Annotated in this window: 15 protein-coding genes; 10 read left to right on the top strand and 5 right to left on the bottom strand. The window is 72.9% G+C overall.

Translation table 11 applies throughout. From position 1 onward, the window contains the following. Positions 1-108: 108 nt before the first annotated feature. Positions 109-1,188: a septation protein SepH gene (sepH, locus tag ABZ495_RS35695; protein ID WP_352294203.1), complete on the bottom strand. Its 1,080-nt coding sequence runs from the start codon at positions 1,186-1,188 to the stop codon at positions 109-111. A 516-nt stretch (positions 1,189-1,704) separates the two neighbouring features. Here sepH and ABZ495_RS35690 point away from each other — a divergent pair. Continuing rightward, positions 1,705-2,595, top strand: a complete 891-nt coding sequence (locus tag ABZ495_RS35690; protein ID WP_359840086.1) for a hypothetical protein — start codon at positions 1,705-1,707, stop codon at positions 2,593-2,595. Between the two features lie 6 nt (positions 2,596-2,601). Here the strand turns inward: ABZ495_RS35690 and ABZ495_RS35685 are convergent, their stop codons facing one another. Further along, positions 2,602-3,924, bottom strand: a complete 1,323-nt coding sequence (locus ABZ495_RS35685; protein WP_359840084.1) for a D-arabinono-1,4-lactone oxidase — start codon at positions 3,922-3,924, stop codon at positions 2,602-2,604. A 115-nt stretch (positions 3,925-4,039) separates the two neighbouring features. After that, entirely contained in the window at positions 4,040-5,296 is a 1,257-nt protein-coding gene (locus ABZ495_RS35680) for an MFS transporter (RefSeq protein WP_359840082.1), read from the bottom strand. A gap of 127 nt (positions 5,297-5,423) precedes the next feature. Between ABZ495_RS35680 and ABZ495_RS35675 the strand changes: the two genes are divergently transcribed. Both ABZ495_RS35675 and ABZ495_RS35670 read left to right on the top strand, forming a co-directional pair. Further along, positions 5,424-6,566, top strand: a complete 1,143-nt coding sequence (locus tag ABZ495_RS35675) for a ferrochelatase (RefSeq protein ID WP_359840080.1) — start codon at positions 5,424-5,426, stop codon at positions 6,564-6,566. A gap of 20 nt (positions 6,567-6,586) precedes the next feature. Then, entirely contained in the window at positions 6,587-7,411 is an 825-nt protein-coding gene (locus ABZ495_RS35670) for an inositol monophosphatase family protein (protein ID WP_359811928.1), read from the top strand. Positions 7,412-7,584: 173 nt separating this feature from the next. On the opposite strand, the gene ABZ495_RS35665 is transcribed toward ABZ495_RS35670, so the two are convergent. Further along, positions 7,585-7,770 (bottom strand): hypothetical protein, encoded by a 186-nt coding sequence (locus ABZ495_RS35665; protein ID WP_352294190.1) that lies wholly within the window; start codon positions 7,768-7,770, stop codon positions 7,585-7,587. A gap of 466 nt (positions 7,771-8,236) precedes the next feature. On the opposite strand from ABZ495_RS35665, the gene ABZ495_RS35660 reads away from it, so the two are divergent. From ABZ495_RS35660 to ABZ495_RS35645, 4 genes are all read left to right on the top strand, one after another. Beyond that, on the top strand, positions 8,237-8,890 hold the full coding sequence (locus tag ABZ495_RS35660) for a response regulator transcription factor (RefSeq protein WP_329489897.1): 654 nt from the start codon (positions 8,237-8,239) through the stop codon (positions 8,888-8,890). Positions 8,891-9,121: 231 nt separating this feature from the next. Continuing rightward, entirely contained in the window at positions 9,122-10,279 is a 1,158-nt protein-coding gene (locus tag ABZ495_RS35655; protein WP_329492273.1) for a HAMP domain-containing sensor histidine kinase, read from the top strand. A 255-nt stretch (positions 10,280-10,534) separates the two neighbouring features. Further along, positions 10,535-11,518, top strand: a complete 984-nt coding sequence (locus tag ABZ495_RS35650) for an acyl-ACP desaturase (protein WP_359840078.1) — start codon at positions 10,535-10,537, stop codon at positions 11,516-11,518. A gap of 503 nt (positions 11,519-12,021) precedes the next feature. After that, complete coding sequence (locus ABZ495_RS35645; protein ID WP_073924890.1) at positions 12,022-12,321, top strand: DUF4193 domain-containing protein; 300 nt, start codon at positions 12,022-12,024, stop codon at positions 12,319-12,321. A gap of 276 nt (positions 12,322-12,597) precedes the next feature. Here the strand turns inward: ABZ495_RS35645 and ABZ495_RS35640 are convergent, their stop codons facing one another. Continuing rightward, positions 12,598-13,047 (bottom strand): DUF3093 domain-containing protein, encoded by a 450-nt coding sequence (locus ABZ495_RS35640; RefSeq protein ID WP_359811923.1) that lies wholly within the window; start codon positions 13,045-13,047, stop codon positions 12,598-12,600. A 135-nt stretch (positions 13,048-13,182) separates the two neighbouring features. Between ABZ495_RS35640 and ABZ495_RS35635 the strand changes: the two genes are divergently transcribed. From ABZ495_RS35635 to ABZ495_RS35625, 3 genes are all read left to right on the top strand, one after another. Next, positions 13,183-13,761, top strand: a complete 579-nt coding sequence (locus ABZ495_RS35635) for a PaaI family thioesterase (protein ID WP_359840088.1) — start codon at positions 13,183-13,185, stop codon at positions 13,759-13,761. Beyond that, the gene (dut, locus tag ABZ495_RS35630; RefSeq protein WP_329489900.1) at positions 13,758-14,225 is read left to right on the top strand and encodes a dUTP diphosphatase; all 468 of its coding nucleotides are present in this window, start codon (positions 13,758-13,760) and stop codon (positions 14,223-14,225) included. Before ABZ495_RS35635 ends, dut begins: the two co-directional genes overlap by 4 nt. A 69-nt stretch (positions 14,226-14,294) precedes the next feature. Next, positions 14,295-15,101 (top strand): DUF3710 domain-containing protein, encoded by an 807-nt coding sequence (locus ABZ495_RS35625; RefSeq protein ID WP_329489901.1) that lies wholly within the window; start codon positions 14,295-14,297, stop codon positions 15,099-15,101. Positions 15,102-15,357: the final 256 nt, after the last annotated feature.

Genomic DNA, 15,357 nt, shown 5'->3' with positions numbered 1-15,357 from the left:
GCCCACCCGTACACCCGGGGCCTGCTGGACTCGATCCCGCGGCTGGACCAGAAGGGCCAGGAGCTCATGGCGGGCCGACCGGCCCGCCACCCCTCGTTCCACGTCTGCCTACTCCTGCTTCTTGCGCCGGCTGCCGAAGACGATCTCGTCCCAGCTCGGCACGGTGGCCCGGCGCCCGGGCCGGACACCGTCCGCCTCGGCCTGCCGGTCCGTGGTGCCCACCAGCCGCTCCCGGTGCGGGGCGACCGCACGCGGCATCAGGATGTCGGCGTACGCCGAGCCCGCACCGACCGCGGGTGCGGCCGCGGCGGCGGGCTCCTCGGTCTCCTCGGCGACCTCGACGGGCGGCACCGGTTCGATCGGGGCGGGGCCGACCGCGAGGTCGCCCCGGAAGGCGGGGACCACGTCGAGCAGGCTGGTCAGCGAGTCACGGGACTCGGCGGTGGCCTCCCGGGACTCCCGCACCTCGCGGGAGGACATGATCCGGTCAGCCGAGGGCCGGTCGATCATCGGGCGGGGCGGCCGCTCCTGGGGGAGCCGGGCGATCCGCGGGATGAACGGGAAGACCGACTCCTCCTCGCGCTCGACGTTCTCGCCGATCAGCGCGCGGGCCTCGTCGTCGTTCGGCTGGACCAGGCGCCGCGGCGGGTCGTACGTCCAGGACGCGCTGCGGCCCTCGCCGTCGGCCCGGTAGTAGAGGATGACCTCCCACGTGCCGTCGTCGCGCCGCCAGGAGTCCCAGCGCTCGGTGTCCTTCTCGGCGCCGCGCAGCGCGAGCCGCTCGGCGACGGCCTCGCCCAACTGGGGGCCGGAGGACTCGCCGTGGCGGCGGATCGCGGTCTTGCGGGCCCGCTCGGCCATGAAGGCGCGCTCCGCGAGCACCGGCCCTTCGAAGCGGCGGACCCGGTCCACGGAGATGCCGGCCGCCTGCGCGACCTCCTCGGCGGAGGCACCGGCTCGTATCCGCGCCTGGATGTCCCTGGGGCGGAGGTGGCTCTCGACCTCGATCTCGATCTGGCCGAGGCGTGGACGGTCACCACGGATGGCGGCGCGCAGCCGCTCGTCGATGGGGAGGGTGTACTCCGTGCTGTCGGCGGCCTTGAGCACCAGCCGTGTGCCGTCGTTGCTGACGGCCACAACCCGCAGTTCGGGCACGGTTACCTCCCGGGTGGTGCCTGCCGACGTCACCTGCGTCGCTGCTCCCGTACTGAGTGTGGCCTGCCCGCTCGCGACTGGCCACAACCTTGCTGAGTTCCCCGGCGTGTCGGGCTTACGCCCGGTCACACCGCTGTGGCACGGTTGCCTTTTTGCCACGTCATCCGTCGACGTCGCGCCTGGGTGTCCCGGCCGTCCTCGCACGCGCAGTGACGCGACGATCCGGGACGGGCGTCGCCGTGCGTGCCTGTTCCGTGGCTCTTCGTCAATCTGCCGGTTGATAGGCAGTCGACAAGTCGACCCAAGGCTCAGGCTTTACGAACAGTACTCCATTCGTGGCATCCAAAGGGGCGGCTCGCCGCTCAAGTCTCCCGCGATTCACGGGAATCTCAAGAGCGCGCACCCCCAATGGCCGACGGCCGACCGATGCACGGTGATCATCTTCACATATATCCCCCGCACAGAACCGCATTTTCGACCCTTGTGTCCTTCTTTGGGCAAGATGGAGTGACTTGTTCGAAGACCAGTCGTACTGACCGAGGGATGTCGATGTCGGAGCAGAAGCCCGCCGAGGAGGGCGGCAAGGAAGGTCGCAGGCGAATTGACCTGAGTGTGGCTCAGGTCGCGGCGAGTGCGCTGGCCACCGTGGTGGGCGCCCTGCTCGCCTCCGAACTCGGCGTCTACGGAACCATTCTGGGCGCGGCCGTGGTCAGCGTCGGCGCGACCACCGGTGGTGCGGTGTTCCAGCACCTCTTCCGGCGCACCGGTGAGCAACTGCGCGGGGCGGTGGACCGCACCGGCCCGGGGCCGGTGGTGAACGGGCTGCGCCAGGTGCCGGATTCCGACACGCGGGCGCCGGTGATCTCCCCGGCGTGGAACGAACCCCGGGTGGTGCGGGCGCGCCGGCGCTGGACCTGGAAGTCGTACGGGGCGGTGTCCGCGTTGGTCTTCGTGCTGGCGATGATGCCGATACTCGCCTTCGAGCTGGCGACCGGGCAGCCGGTCTCGGCGACGGTGAAGGGGGAGTCGGGCAGCGGCACCTCACTGGGCGGCACGGTCGCCCCCAAGCCGGCCGACCCGCCGGCGGGCGATCACTCGGGCGGGCCGTCGGGCGGGCCGTCGCGGGGCACCGGCGGTGCTTCGCCCTCGCCGTCGGCCGGGAGTGGTGGTGCGGCCTCGGAGCCGGCGGCCCCTGGCGGCAGCCCGAGTGCGGGGAGCGGCGGTACGGCCTCGCCCTCGGCGGGTCCGAGCGGGACGCCGTCCGGGTCGCCCTCCGCCGGTCCGTCCGCCGGTCCGTCCGCCAGCCCGTCCGCCAGTCCGTCCGGAGGTCCGTCCAACGGGTCGTCCGCGCCGACCGGGAGCGCGTCGAAGCCGGCCGGGTCGGCGACCCCGGCCCCGCCCGCCCCGAGCGGCGCGCCGACCGGGCCGGCCGCCGGCTGAGGGCGGTCAGGCGCCCAGGACCCGCCGCAGGTAGTCGTTGCCGAAGACCCGCCGCGGGTCGACCTCGTCGCGCAGCGCGGTGAAGTCGGCGAAGTGCGGGTAGACCTCGGCGAGGTAGCCGGCGTCGCGGGTGTGCAGCTTGCCCCAGTGCGGCCGGCCCCGGTGGGCGGTCATCAGCTTCTCCACCTCGGTGAAGTAGCCCTGCTCAGCGGTGCCCCGGTAGAGGTGGACGGCGATGTAGGCGGTGTCCCGGCCGCTCGCCGTGGAGAGCCAGAGGTCGTCGGCGGGGGCGAACCGGACCTCGACGGGGAAGCTGATCCGCCAGTCGGAGCGCTCGATCATGGCCTTGAGCTCGCGCAGCACCCCGGCCAGCTCCTCGCGCGGCACCGCGTACTCCATCTCGGTGAAGCGAACCTTGCGCGGGCTGGTGAACACCTTGTGGGCGGTGTCGGTGTAGCTGCGGTCCGACCAGGCACGGCTGGCCAGCGAGGCGATCGTCGGGACGCTGCGGGGGAAGCGCCGGCCGACCCGGCAGGCGCCCTCCCAGACCGTGTTGGAGAGGAAGTCGTCCTCCAGCCAGCTCTTGAAGCGGGGCAGCGGGGCGGCCGGACCCTGGCTGCGGTTGTTGCGCTTGGTGGAGCAGCGGTCGGTGTGCGGGAACCAGTAGAACTCGAAGTGCTCGTTCACCGCGGTGAGGTCGTCGAGCCGGTCGAGCACCTCGTCGAAGCGCATCGGCTGCTCGTGGGCAGTGAGCAGGAAGGCCGGTTCGACGGCGAGGGTCACCGCGGTGATCACGCCGAGGGCGCCGAGGCCGAGCCGGGCGCCGTGGAAGAGGCGCGGGTCCTCGGTGGGCGAGCAGTGCCGGACGCTGCCGTCGGCGAGGACGATCTCCAGGGCGCGGATCTGGGCGGCGAGCGAGCCGGAGTCCCGGCCGGTGCCGTGGGTGCCGGTGCTGGTCGCGCCGGCCACCGTCTGCACCTCGATGTCACCCATGTTGGTGAGCGAGAGCCCTGCCGCGGCCAGCACGCGGTTGAGCCGGGCGAGCGGCAGGCCGGCCTCGACGGTGACGGTCCCGGCCTCGCGGTCGATGGCGCGGACGGCGGTCATCGCGTAGGGGCGGACCAGGACGCCGCCCTCGGCCGAGGCGATCGCGGTGAAGGAGTGGCCGGAGCCGACCGCCTTGACGCCCTGCCCCTGGTCCGCGGCCCGGGTGATCTCCTTGGCCAGTTCCTCCGCCGTGCCGGGCGTGACCACCTTGGCGGGGTGCGCGCTCTGGTTCCCGGCCCAGTTGGTCCAGCGGGTGCGGGGTGCGGTACTGGCCTGGGGCATGCGGTGCCTCCTGCTCCGTGGCCGAACGGTGTCGGCGCGCTCCCGGGCGGTGGGGGCCGCCCCGGGTGTCCCTACCCGCGGGTAGGACCCGCGAGTAGGCAGGAGAGTAGTCAGTTCACCGTTCGAGGTCTACGGTCTCGGCGGCCGGCTGCCCGGCCGAGGCGGCGGCCAGACCCGTTCCGAGGCGCCGCAGGCCGACCAGGGCGGTCAGTACGCCGAACACCCCGGCGGTCACCGGCACCCAGTATCCGGCGGCGGCGCCGGAGGCGTCCACCACCCAGCCGCCGGCCGAGGAGCCGAGGGCGACGCCGAGGGCGAGCCCGGTGGTGGTCCAGGTCATGCCCTCGGTGAGCTGGGAGGCCGGGACGAGCCGTTCGACCAGGGCCATCGCGGTGATCAGGGTGGGGGAGATGGCGATGCCGGCGACCAGCAGGGCGGCGCCGACCGCGATCAGTCCGCCCACGCCCCGCACGGACTCGGCGGCCAGCAGCAGCGGCACCATGCTGACGGCCATGAACAGGACGCCGCCGAAGAACCGGGCGGCCATCGAGCCCTTGAGCCGTAGGGTGCCGAACACCACGCCGGCCAGGCAGGAGCCGAACGCCCACAGGGCCAGGATCACGCTGGCGACGGACTTGTGGCCCTGGGCCTCGGAGAAGGCGACGGTGACGACCTCGACCGAGCCGAAGATCGCCCCGGTCGCGACGAAGGTCAGGATCAGCACCTGGAGGCCGCGGTTGCGGATCACCGAGCTGCCGGCGTGCCGGGCGGCCGGGTGGACCGGGGGCTCGGTGGAGCGCTGCCCGGCGAACAGCACCACGCCGACCATGAGGAAGAGCCCGGCGAGCAGGACCCCGGCCTCCGGGAAGACGGCGGTGGCCAGGCCGATCGAGAGGATCGGGCCGACGATGAAACAGATCTCGTCGACCACGGCCTCGAAGGAGTACGCGGTGTGCAGCTTGGGCGCCTCGTCCCGGTAGAGGTGGGCCCAGCGGGCGCGGACCATCGCGCCGGTGCTCGGCATCACGCCCATCCCCGCGGCGAAGAGGAACAGCGTCCAGTCCGGTGCCTCCAGCCGGGCGCAGAGCAGCAGGCCGACGGCGGCCAGCACGGTGACCGCGGTGGCCGGCAGGACGATCCGGCGCTGTCCGTGGCGGTCCACCAGCCGGGAGACCTGCGGCCCGAGCACGGCCGCGGACACCGCCAGCGTCGCCGAGACCAGGCCCGCCACCCCGTAGGAGCCTCTCAGCTGGGAGAGCATGGTCACGATGCCGATGCCGGTCATCGAGATCGGGAGCCGGGAGACGAAGCCGGTGGTGGAAAAGGCCAGAGTGCCGGGGGCGGCGAATATCTGGCGGTAGCTGGACAGCACGGGAGCTCCGCAGGAGTAAGGAACGAGGCTGGACTACACAGCTTACGTACCTTGGCAAACCGTATTTTCCGGACACCGGTGCGATCCCGGCGTCGCGGTCCGGCCCCTCAATGGCAGGATCGGTCCCATGTCCGACGTGCGCAATCCCTCACCCACCGGGGCCGCTCCCTACGACGCCCTGCTACTGCTCTCCTTCGGCGGGCCCGAGGCCCCCGAGGACGTCGTCCCCTTCCTGGAGAACGTCACCAGGGGACGCGGCATCCCCAAGGAGCGGCTCAAGGAGGTGGGCAAGCACTACTTCATGTTCGGCGGCGTGAGCCCGATCAACGAGCAGAACCGCGAGCTGCTCGCCGCGCTGCGCAAGGACTTCGCCGAGCACGGGCTGGACCTTCCGGTCTACTGGGGCAACCGCAACTGGGCGCCCTACCTGACCGACACCCTGCGCGAGCTCGCCGCCGACGGGCACCGCCGTGTCGCCGTCCTCGCCACCAGCGCCTACGCCGGCTACTCCGGCTGCCGCCAGTACCGGGAGAACCTCGCCGACGCGCTGGCCCGGCTCGCCGAGGAGGGGCTGTCCGGACTCCGGGTCGACAAGCTCCGGCACTTCTACAACCACCCCGGCTTCGTCGAGCCGATGATCGACGCCACGCTGGCCGCGCTGGCGCGGCTGCCCGAGGCGGTGCGGGCCGGTGCCCGGCTGGCGTTCACCACGCACTCCGTCCCCGACACCATGGCGCAGACCTCCGGCGCACCGGACGACCCGGCCCGGGGCCGGCCGGGCGGCGCGTACGTCGCCCAGCACCTGGACGTCGCCGGGCTGATCGCGGCGGCCGTCGCCGAGCGGACCGGGGTCGCCGACCGCCCCTGGGAGCTGGTCTTCCAGAGCCGCAGCGGCGCCCCGCAGACCCCGTGGCTGGAGCCCGACATCTGCGACCACCTGGAGGCGCAGCACGCGCAGGGCGCGCCCGCCGTCGTGATGGTCCCGATCGGCTTCGTCTCCGACCACATGGAGGTCAAGTACGACCTGGACACCGAGGCGGTGGCGAAGGCCGCCGAGCTCGGCCTGCCGGTCGCCCGGGCGGCCACCGTCGGTGCCGACCCCCGGTTCACCGCCGCCGTGCGGGAACTGGTCCTGGAGCGGGCCGCCACCGAACGCGGCGCGCCCGTGACCCGCTTCGCCCTCGGCGCGCTCGGCCCCAGCCACGACGTGTGCGCGGTGGCCTGCTGCCCGAACCCGCGCGCCCCCCGCCCGGCCGCCGCCGAGCGCTGACCCCGCACCGAGGAGACCCCGTGCCCAGCCCCGGACCCGCCGCCCCGCCCGCCGCCCTGCTGGACGAACTGCTCGACGTCGCCCTGGACGCCGCCCGCCGGGCCGGCGCCCTGCTGCGCGACAGCCGGCCCGCCGACCTGGGGGTCGCGGGCACCAAGAGCAGCCCGGTCGACGTGGTGACCGAGATGGACCTCGCCTCCGAGAAGCTCCTCGTGGAGCTGATCGCCGCCCGCCGCCCGGACGACGGCTACCTCGGAGAGGAGGGGTCCGAGCGGCCCGGCACCAGCGGGGTCCGGTGGGTCGTCGACCCGCTCGACGGCACCGTCAACTACCTCTACGGGCTGCCCTCCTGGGCCGTCAGCGTGGCCGCCGAGCTGGACGGCCGGGCGGTCGTCGGCGTGGTCTACGCCCCCGCGCGCGGGGAGCTCTTCGAGGCGGTGCTGGGCCGGGGCGCCCGGCTGGACGGCCGGCCGGTGTCGGCCCGCCCGGCCCCGCCGTGGGGGCAGGCGCTGATCGGCACCGGCTTCAACTACGTGCAGGCGGTGCGCGTCCGGCAGGCCGAGGTGCTGCTCGCGCTGATGCCGGAAGTCCGTGACATCCGGCGCGGCGGCGCCGCCGCCGTGGACCTGTGCGACGTCGCGGCCGGGCGCCTGGACGGCTACTACGAGCGCGGACTGGCCCCCTGGGACCGCGCGGCCGGCTGTCTGATCGCCACCGAGGCCGGCGCCCTGGTCGGCGGCCGCCCCGGCGAGGGGCCGGACGGCGAGCTGACCGTCGCGGCCGCGCCCGGGGTCTACGAGCCGCTCCAGGAGCGGCTGGCGCGGCTGCGCGCCTGGGCCGACTGACTGACCCGCCCCGGCCGGGGGGCCGGGTTCCGCGGTGGTGCGGAACCCGGCCCCCCGGCCGGTGTCCGGGCAGCGAAGAGCCCTGGCATACGGGGAATGCCAGGGCCTGAGGTTTCGCACGGCCCCCACAGGGCCGCTGGTGCCGGGAGTCCGGCGTCGGGTCGGCAGGTCGGTCAGGCAGCGCTGCGGTGGCGCTCCAGCACCGTGTCGACGCCGTGTTCGGCGGCGAGTCGGCGGAGGTCGTCCAGCTCGGACTGCTCCACCTCGGCGAGGAACTCGTCCCCGGCCTCGATCGCGCGGTGCAGGTCCTGCTCGGCGCTGGCTATGCGCTGCAGGATTCCGGCGGTGAAGGCGTCCATACGGGCCCCCTTACTGTGTCGGACGTGCACGTTCGTGCGTCCCCCGCCCCAGGATCGTGGTAGCCAGCGGAAGCGTCCGATCCGGTAGGTCGTGATCTCCGGTCGGGCGCGGAGACGGCCCCTCGGCCGCTCCCGGTGACGCCCCAGCCCCAGGGCCGGCGCGGATGAACGCACGGCGGGTGGGTGCGATCGGCCGTCAGCCGGATCGCGGGTGTGCAGCTGTCCTCCCCAGCCCCTGGTCGGGGAAACCTCCCCGGGCGAGAAAGTTGCCCGTGTCACAGTCCAAGCGGAGTGTTCCCGGCACGAACCGGGACGGAGGCCGTCGTCGCGGCGGCGGTCGCGCCCCCCGGGCGCTCCTGCCTCCGGGGCAGCTTATCGCTGCTTTACCGCACGACCAGGCAGGATGGAGGGACCGTCGGAGCCGCGCGTCCGCTTCCGGGGCCGGCCTGGAGAAGGGACAACGACCGTGCGGGTTCTCGTCGTCGAGGACGAGCAGCTGCTCGCCGAGGCCGTCGCCACCGGCTTGCGCCGCGAGGCGATGGCCGTCGACGTGGTGTACGACGGGGAGGCCGCGCTCCAGCGCATCGCGGTCAACGACTACGACGTGGTGGTGCTCGACCGGGACCTGCCACTGGTCCACGGCGACGACGTCTGCCGCAGCGTGGTCGACCAGGGCCTGGCCACCCGGGTGATCATGCTGACCGCCTCCGGCGACATCAGCGACCGGGTCGAGGGTCTGGAGATCGGTGCGGACGACTACCTCCCCAAGCCCTTCGCCTTCAGTGAACTCGTCGCCCGCGTAAGGGCGCTGGGCCGCCGCGCGACCGTCCCGCTGCCGCCGGTGCTGGAGCGCGCCGGCATCTCCGTCGACCCCGGCCGCCGCGAGGTGATCCGCGACGGGCGGCCCGTCCAGCTCGCTCCCAAGGAGTTCGCCGTCCTGGAGGTGCTGATGCGGGCCGGCGGCGCCGTGGTCTCCGCCGAGCAGCTCCTGGAGAAGGCCTGGGACGAGCACACCGACCCGTTCACCAACGTCGTGCGCGTCACCGTGATGACGCTGCGCCGCAAGCTCGGCGACCCGCCGGTGATCGTCACCGTGCCGGGCTCCGGCTACCGGATCTGACCGGCTCCGGCCGGACACCCGCGGGCCCCACCCCCACCACGCGACCGCCCCGGCGGACGCCCCGAGAGGACGATCATGACCACCCCGCCCCCGGCCGGCGGGCCCTCCGGCGCGCCCGCCGGCGGCCCGCGCGCCGTACCGCCCGGGCCCGTGCCGCCGAAGCCCGCGCACGCCCCGCGGGCGCCCCTGCTCCACCACGCGTCGCGCGACACCTACGTGCCCGGCGACGGGATGCTCGCCTGGCTGCCGTTCCGCCCGACCATCCGGATCCGCCTCACCCTGCTCTACGGCGGCATGTTCCTGATGGCCGGCGTCGTCCTGCTGCTGCTGATGTACTTCTTCGTCCGGCAGGCCCTGCACGACGTCCAGCCGCCGCCCTTCCTGTTCGGCAAGGACATCACCGTCAACGGCGTGCCGATGAGCAGCGAGCAGTTCAACCAGTACCTCGCCAGCCGGCACGAGGTCGCCTCCAACGCGGCCCTCAACACGCTGCTGCGCAAGGCCCTCACGGTGCTGGTCTGCCTCGCCGTGATCGCCTTCGCCGCCGGCTACGCGATGGCCGGCCGGGTGCTGCGCCCGCTCGGGCGGATCACCCGCACCGCGCGCGAGGTGGCCTCGTCCGACCTGCACCGGCGGATCGAGCTCGACGGGCCGGACGACGAGCTCAAGGAGCTCGCCGACACCTTCGACGACATGCTCGACCGGCTGGACCGCTCCTTCGACTCCCAGCGCCGCTTCGTCGCCAACGCCTCGCACGAGCTGCGCACCCCGCTGGCGATCAACCGGACCCTGCTGGAGGTCCAGCTCTCCGACCCGGCCGCCTCGGCCGACCTCCAGCAGCTCGGCAAGACCCTGCTGGCCACCAACGAGCGCAGCGAGCAACTGGTGGAGGGCCTGCTGCTGCTCGCCCGCAGCGACAACGAGCTCACCGACCGCCGGCCGGTGGAGCTCTCCGAGGTCGCCACCCGCGCCCTGGTGCAGACCCGCGCCGAGGCCGACCGGCGCGAGGTCGAGCTGCGCGCCACCCTGAACCCGGCCGTGGTCTCCGGCAACGGCGTGCTGCTGGAGCGGATCGCGCTCAACCTGCTGCAGAACGCCGTGCGCTACAACTCCGCCGACGGCTGGGTCGAGATCGCCACCGCCGAGGTGCCCGGCGGCGGCGAGCTGGTGGTGTCCAACACCGGCCCGGTGGTCCCCGGCTACGAGCTGGAGCACATCTTCGAGCCGTTCCGCCGGGTCAAGGGCGCCGACCGCACCCGCAGCGACAAGGGTGTCGGACTCGGCCTGTCCATCGTCCGCTCGGTGGTCCGGGCGCACGGAGGCACCATCGAGGCCACCCCGCGCTCCGGCGGCGGCCTGACCATGCGGGTCCGGATCCCGGCGGCCTGAGGGCCCCCACAGGCCCGTCTCGCCCCTGCTGCGCCGCCCGTCCCGCCCGCGCTCCGTGCGCTGACCGATCCCGCCGCCCCCGCCAGGCCCGTCAAGACGACATAAGGCCTGGCGGGGGCGGCTTGTCATTTCCGGTCCGAGCAACTTACGGTGTCGTAACCTACGCAACCGTAAGTGCGTCCCGACTTCGGTGTCCCCGACGTGCCCGCCCAACGCGCCCGTCCCGCGCGTGCCCGTCCCCCTGGAGCAACACTCGTGACCATCGCCCCCGTGCAGCGCACCGCCCCGACCGGTTCCAGCGCCTGGACCGATGCGCGGCTGATCATGGCCCTCGAAGAGGTGGTGGAGACCGAGCTCAACCGCCACCTGAAGGTCGCCAAGGACTGGATGCCCCACGAGTTCGTCCCGTGGAGCCAGGGCCGCGACTTCGACGGTGTGCTGGGCGGGGAGCCCTGGTCGCTGGAGCAGTCGCAGGTGACCCCGCTCGGCCGGGTGGCGCTGGTGGTCAACCTGCTGACCGAGGACAACCTCCCCAGCTACCACCACGAGATCGCCACCATGTTCGGCCGCGAGGGCGCCTGGGGCACCTGGGTGCACCGCTGGACGGCCGAGGAGGGCCGGCACGGCATAGCCATCCGCGACTACCTGCTCGCCACCCGGGCCGTGGACCCGAACGAGCTCGAGCGGGCCCGGATGAGCCACATGTCGGAGGGCTTCGAGTCCGACAACTCGCACAGCATGCTGCACTCGGTCGCCTACGTGGCCTTCCAGGAGCTGGCCACCCGGATCTCGCACCGCAACACCGGCCACTCCGCCGGCGACCCGCTCTGCGACCAGCTGCTCGCGAAGATCGCCAACGACGAGAACCTGCACATGGTCTTCTACCGCAACCTGCTGAAGGCCGCCCTGGAGATCGCCCCCGACCAGGCCATGCGCGCGATCGCCGACGTGGTCACCGACTTCCGGATGCCCGGCCACGGCATCCCCGGCTTCGAGCGGGCCGCCGCCCAGATCGCCATCGGCGGCGTCTACAACCTGCGCATCCACCACGACGACGTGCTGCAGCCGGTGCTGCGCCACCTCAAGGTGATGGAGGTCGGCGGCCTCGGTCCGGTCGGTCTGCAGGCCCAGGACGAGCTCGGCGTCTTCCTCGGGGGGCTGGACGCGCAGGCGACCAAGTTCGACGAGCGGCAGGCCGCCCTGCTGGCCCGCCGGGCCGCCCGCAAGGCCGCCCAGTAGCAGCCGGACACGAACCGCAGGACGCGCCGGGCCATGGACCCGGCCGTTCCTGTTGGGTGGATTTTCCGTGGTTTGCCCCGGAAGATTCGGAACGTGAGCAAGGTCACACCGTGTCGCTCCACGGGGTGGGCCGGTCTCGGAGCGTGATCATGGTCGAGGCCACTCCGGTTGCGTTCCGTGACCGGGTTCGGGGTCGATGCGGTCCGGGCGGATCGGCCGAGAGCCCTGGTGGGCAAGGGAACGATCGAGTGCTCGCAAGGCCTCTGATGACTGAGCGTGGCCGGTGGGCGGGCCCGGCCGCCGGTCGGTGATGGCCCAGCGTGAGGCCTCCCGCGCCCGATCGGATCACTCCAACGGACCCCTGGCTGAGTGTCGATTGAGTAACAGGGCTTGAAGTAAGGCAAAATCTCCGCCTCGGGTCGGGCACAAGACCGGCCCCCCATGCGTTACGTGCGCTGGAGATACCGCACACACCGCACAACCCGGAGGGGGAGAGCGAAAACATGGCAACTGACTACGACACCCCACGCAAGACCGATGACGACCTCAACGAGGACAGCATCGAGGAACTCAAGGCCCGGCGGAACGAGAAGAGCACCAGCTCGGTCGACGTCGACGAGTTCGAAGCGGCGGAGGGCCTTGAGCTCCCCGGCGCGGACCTCTCGAACGAGGAGCTCTCGGTCCGGGTGCTGCCGCGCCAGGCCGACGAGTTCACCTGCATGAGCTGCTTCCTGGTCCACCACCGCAGCCAGCTGTACAGCGAGAAGAACGGCAACCCGATCTGCCGGGACTGCGGCGCCTGAGTATCAGGGCGGCCATGGGCCCGGGCTCGCGGAACCTCGCGAGACCGGCACACCGCCCCTTCCGGCCCCGGGCAGCGGGGCCGGACGGCAGTACCGGCGACGGCCGTCGAGGCGGGCGTACCGGCAGTACCGCGCCGATTCGTACCGGCGCGGTACCGCGCACTGCGCGGCGTGGCAGCAGCTCGTGCAGTACGGAGACATCTGGGACGGTCCCGCATCGCGGAACCGTCCCTCTCCGTTCTCCGGGCCGGATCCACCCCGGAGAACGGAGCCGGGTCAGGCGCGGGCGCCGCGCCGGGCCTCGTCCAGTGCCTCGGCCAGCTTCATCGGCGAGCGCGTCGACAGGTAGAGGTACGGGGTCGGGTCGGCCGGGTCGCTGACCTCGACGCGCAGGGCGGTCGGGACGTAGCTGCGCAGCAGCATGAAAGCGCGCGGGTCCGACTTCGGGCCGCGCCAGGCCATCGCCTCGGCGGGGCTGAGCGGCTGCGCGGCGCCGAGCGCGTCGACCGGGATCCGGGCCTGGCCGGCCACCAGGGAACCCTGCACCACCCGGATCCGGGCGGAGCCGTAGCTGCTGATCGCGGCGGCGCCGGCGGCGATCCCGACCACCAGCCCGACCAGCGCGCCCACCGCGCTGAGACGCAGCAGGATCAATGCGAGCGTGAGCCCGATCGCGACCGGGAGCAACCACCAGGAGCGCGGCACGGTGAGGCGTTCGTCGTACATGCCCCCATTGTGGTCGCCGTTACGGCCGGCGGCGGACGGCACCCCCGGGCCCGGACCGGCTACCGGTCGGTAGGGTTGGGAACCGTGACCGGTTCCGTAGCCCCAGCCTCCCCGTCCGAGCGGCCGGCGCCGCCCCTGCTGCTCTCGCCCACCACGCCCCCGCCGGGCGCCGTCCTGCCGCCGCGCGCCCCCGAGGCCCCGGCCCCGGGCACCCGGCTCGGCTCGCACTACGAGCACTGCTTCGGCTGCGGCCCGGAGCACCCGGGCGGGCTGCGGATCGACGCGGTGGCGGGCCAGGGCCTCGACGTCACCGCCGAGTTCGCCGTCCGCTCCGCCCACCAGGGCGGCCCCGGCCTGGCCCACGGCGGGCTGCTGACCACCGCGATGGACGAGACGCTCGGCACGCTGAACTGGCTGCTGCACGCCCCGGCCGTCACCGGCCGGCTGGAGACCGACTTCGTCTGCCCGGTGCCGGTCGACTCCGTGCTACACCTGCGCGCCTGGATCACCGGCGTGCACGGCCGGAAGATCTACAGCGCCGGCGAGGCGCGGATCGGCGGGCCCGACGGCCCGGTCGCGCTCCGCGCCCAGGCACTCTTCATCCAGGTGAAGCTGGAACACTTCACCAAGCACGGTCGTCCCGAGGACATCGAGAAGGTCCTCGACGACCCTGATCTGATGAAGCGCGCCCGAGCCTTTGAGGTGAACCCTTGAGCAGCACCCCCCGTCCGCCGGTAGACGTCCTGATCAGGCGAATCGACACCGAGCTGCCGCTGCCCGCGTACGCGCAGCCCGGTGACGCGGGCGCCGATCTGCGGACCGCCGTCGACGCCGAACTGGCCCCCGGTGAGCGGATCGTCCTGCCCACCGGCATCGCCATCGCGCTGCCGGACGGCTACGCGGCGTTCGTCCACCCGCGCTCCGGGCTCGCAGCTCGTTGCGGAGTTGCTCTGGTGAACGCCCCAGGGACGGTCGATGCCGGGTACCGTGGAGAGATCAAGGTGATCGTCGTCAACTTGGACCCGCGCGAAGCCGTCAGCTTCCGCCGAGGGGACCGGATCGCCCAGCTGGTGATCCAGCAGGTCGAGAAGGCCCGCTTCCACGAGGTGGCCGAACTGCCCGGGTCGGCACGAGCCGAGGGCGGGTTCGGGTCGACCGGCGGCCACGCCGCGGTCTAGGCTGCCCGCGGCCTCGCAGGAAGCCGAGCAGGTATTCGCATCGGTCTTGGACCGGGAAGGACAGTGACCGTGTTCCGTCGTCGCCAGAAGAGCGAGGACGCTGTCGAGCAGCTCGCCGACGACGCCATCAGCGCCGACGAGCCGGCCGATGACGTCGAAGGTTCCGCCGAGAGCGAGAACGTGACCGAACTGGACCCGGCGGAGCGGGTCGGCCTGCCGCCGGCTCCGCGTCCGGACGGTCCGTGGGACCACTCCGAGCTGGAGCAGCCGGAGGAAGGCCGGGTCGACCTCGGAGGCCTGCTGGTCCCCGGTGTCGAGGGCATGGAACTGCGCGTCGAGGTGGCCGGGGACGCGATCGTGGCCGCGACGCTGGTCCTCGGCAACAGCGCCATCCAGCTCCAGGCCTTCGCGGCTCCCAAGTCCGAGGGCATCTGGGGCGAGGTCCGTGAGGAGATCGCCAACGGCATCACCTCGCAGGGCGGCCTCATCGAGGAGGAGGAGGGCCCGCTCGGCTGGCACCTCCGGGCCCAGGTCCCCGTGCAGCTGCCGGACGGCACGCAGGGTGTCCAGCTGGTGCGCTTCGTCGGCTGCGACGGGCCGCGCTGGTTCCTGCGCGGTGTGATCTCGGGCCAGGCCGCGGTGCAGCCGGAGATGGCCGGGATCCTGGAGCAGGTCTTCCAGCAGACCGTCGTCGTCCGTGGCGAGACCCCGATGGCGCCGCGCGACCCGATCGTGCTGAAGCTTCCCGAGGACGCGCAGATGGTGGCCGACGGTGGCGGGGCAGCCGCCGCTGCCGGAGAGAGCGACAGCAACCGCTTCGGCGGCGCCGCGCTCGACCCGTTCGCCCGCGGCCCGGAGATCACCGAGGTCCGCTGAGCAGGCGTTGAGCCGGCGCCGAGCCGGCCGACCGCTCTTCGATCGCCCCCGCCCGGATGCCCGGACGGGGGCGATTTGCATGGGGCGGGCCGGTCCCCGTACAGTTCCGGAGTCGCACCGAGAGGGGCGACGGAATGCGAATCCGATGAATGAAACTCCGGAAAACGGAGCGGAAAACATCTGATAAGCTTCAAACACGAAAGAACGAAGCGCCCGGAGGGCCCGCTGGAAGGCGGTCCGAAGGAAGTGTCCGTTC

Source organism: Kitasatospora sp. NPDC005748, assembly GCF_040630735.1.
Classification (GTDB): Bacteria; Actinomycetota; Actinomycetes; order Streptomycetales; family Streptomycetaceae; genus Kitasatospora.
Note: the sequence above shows the minus strand (reverse complement) of the source record. Positions and strands in the feature narration are given on the sequence as shown.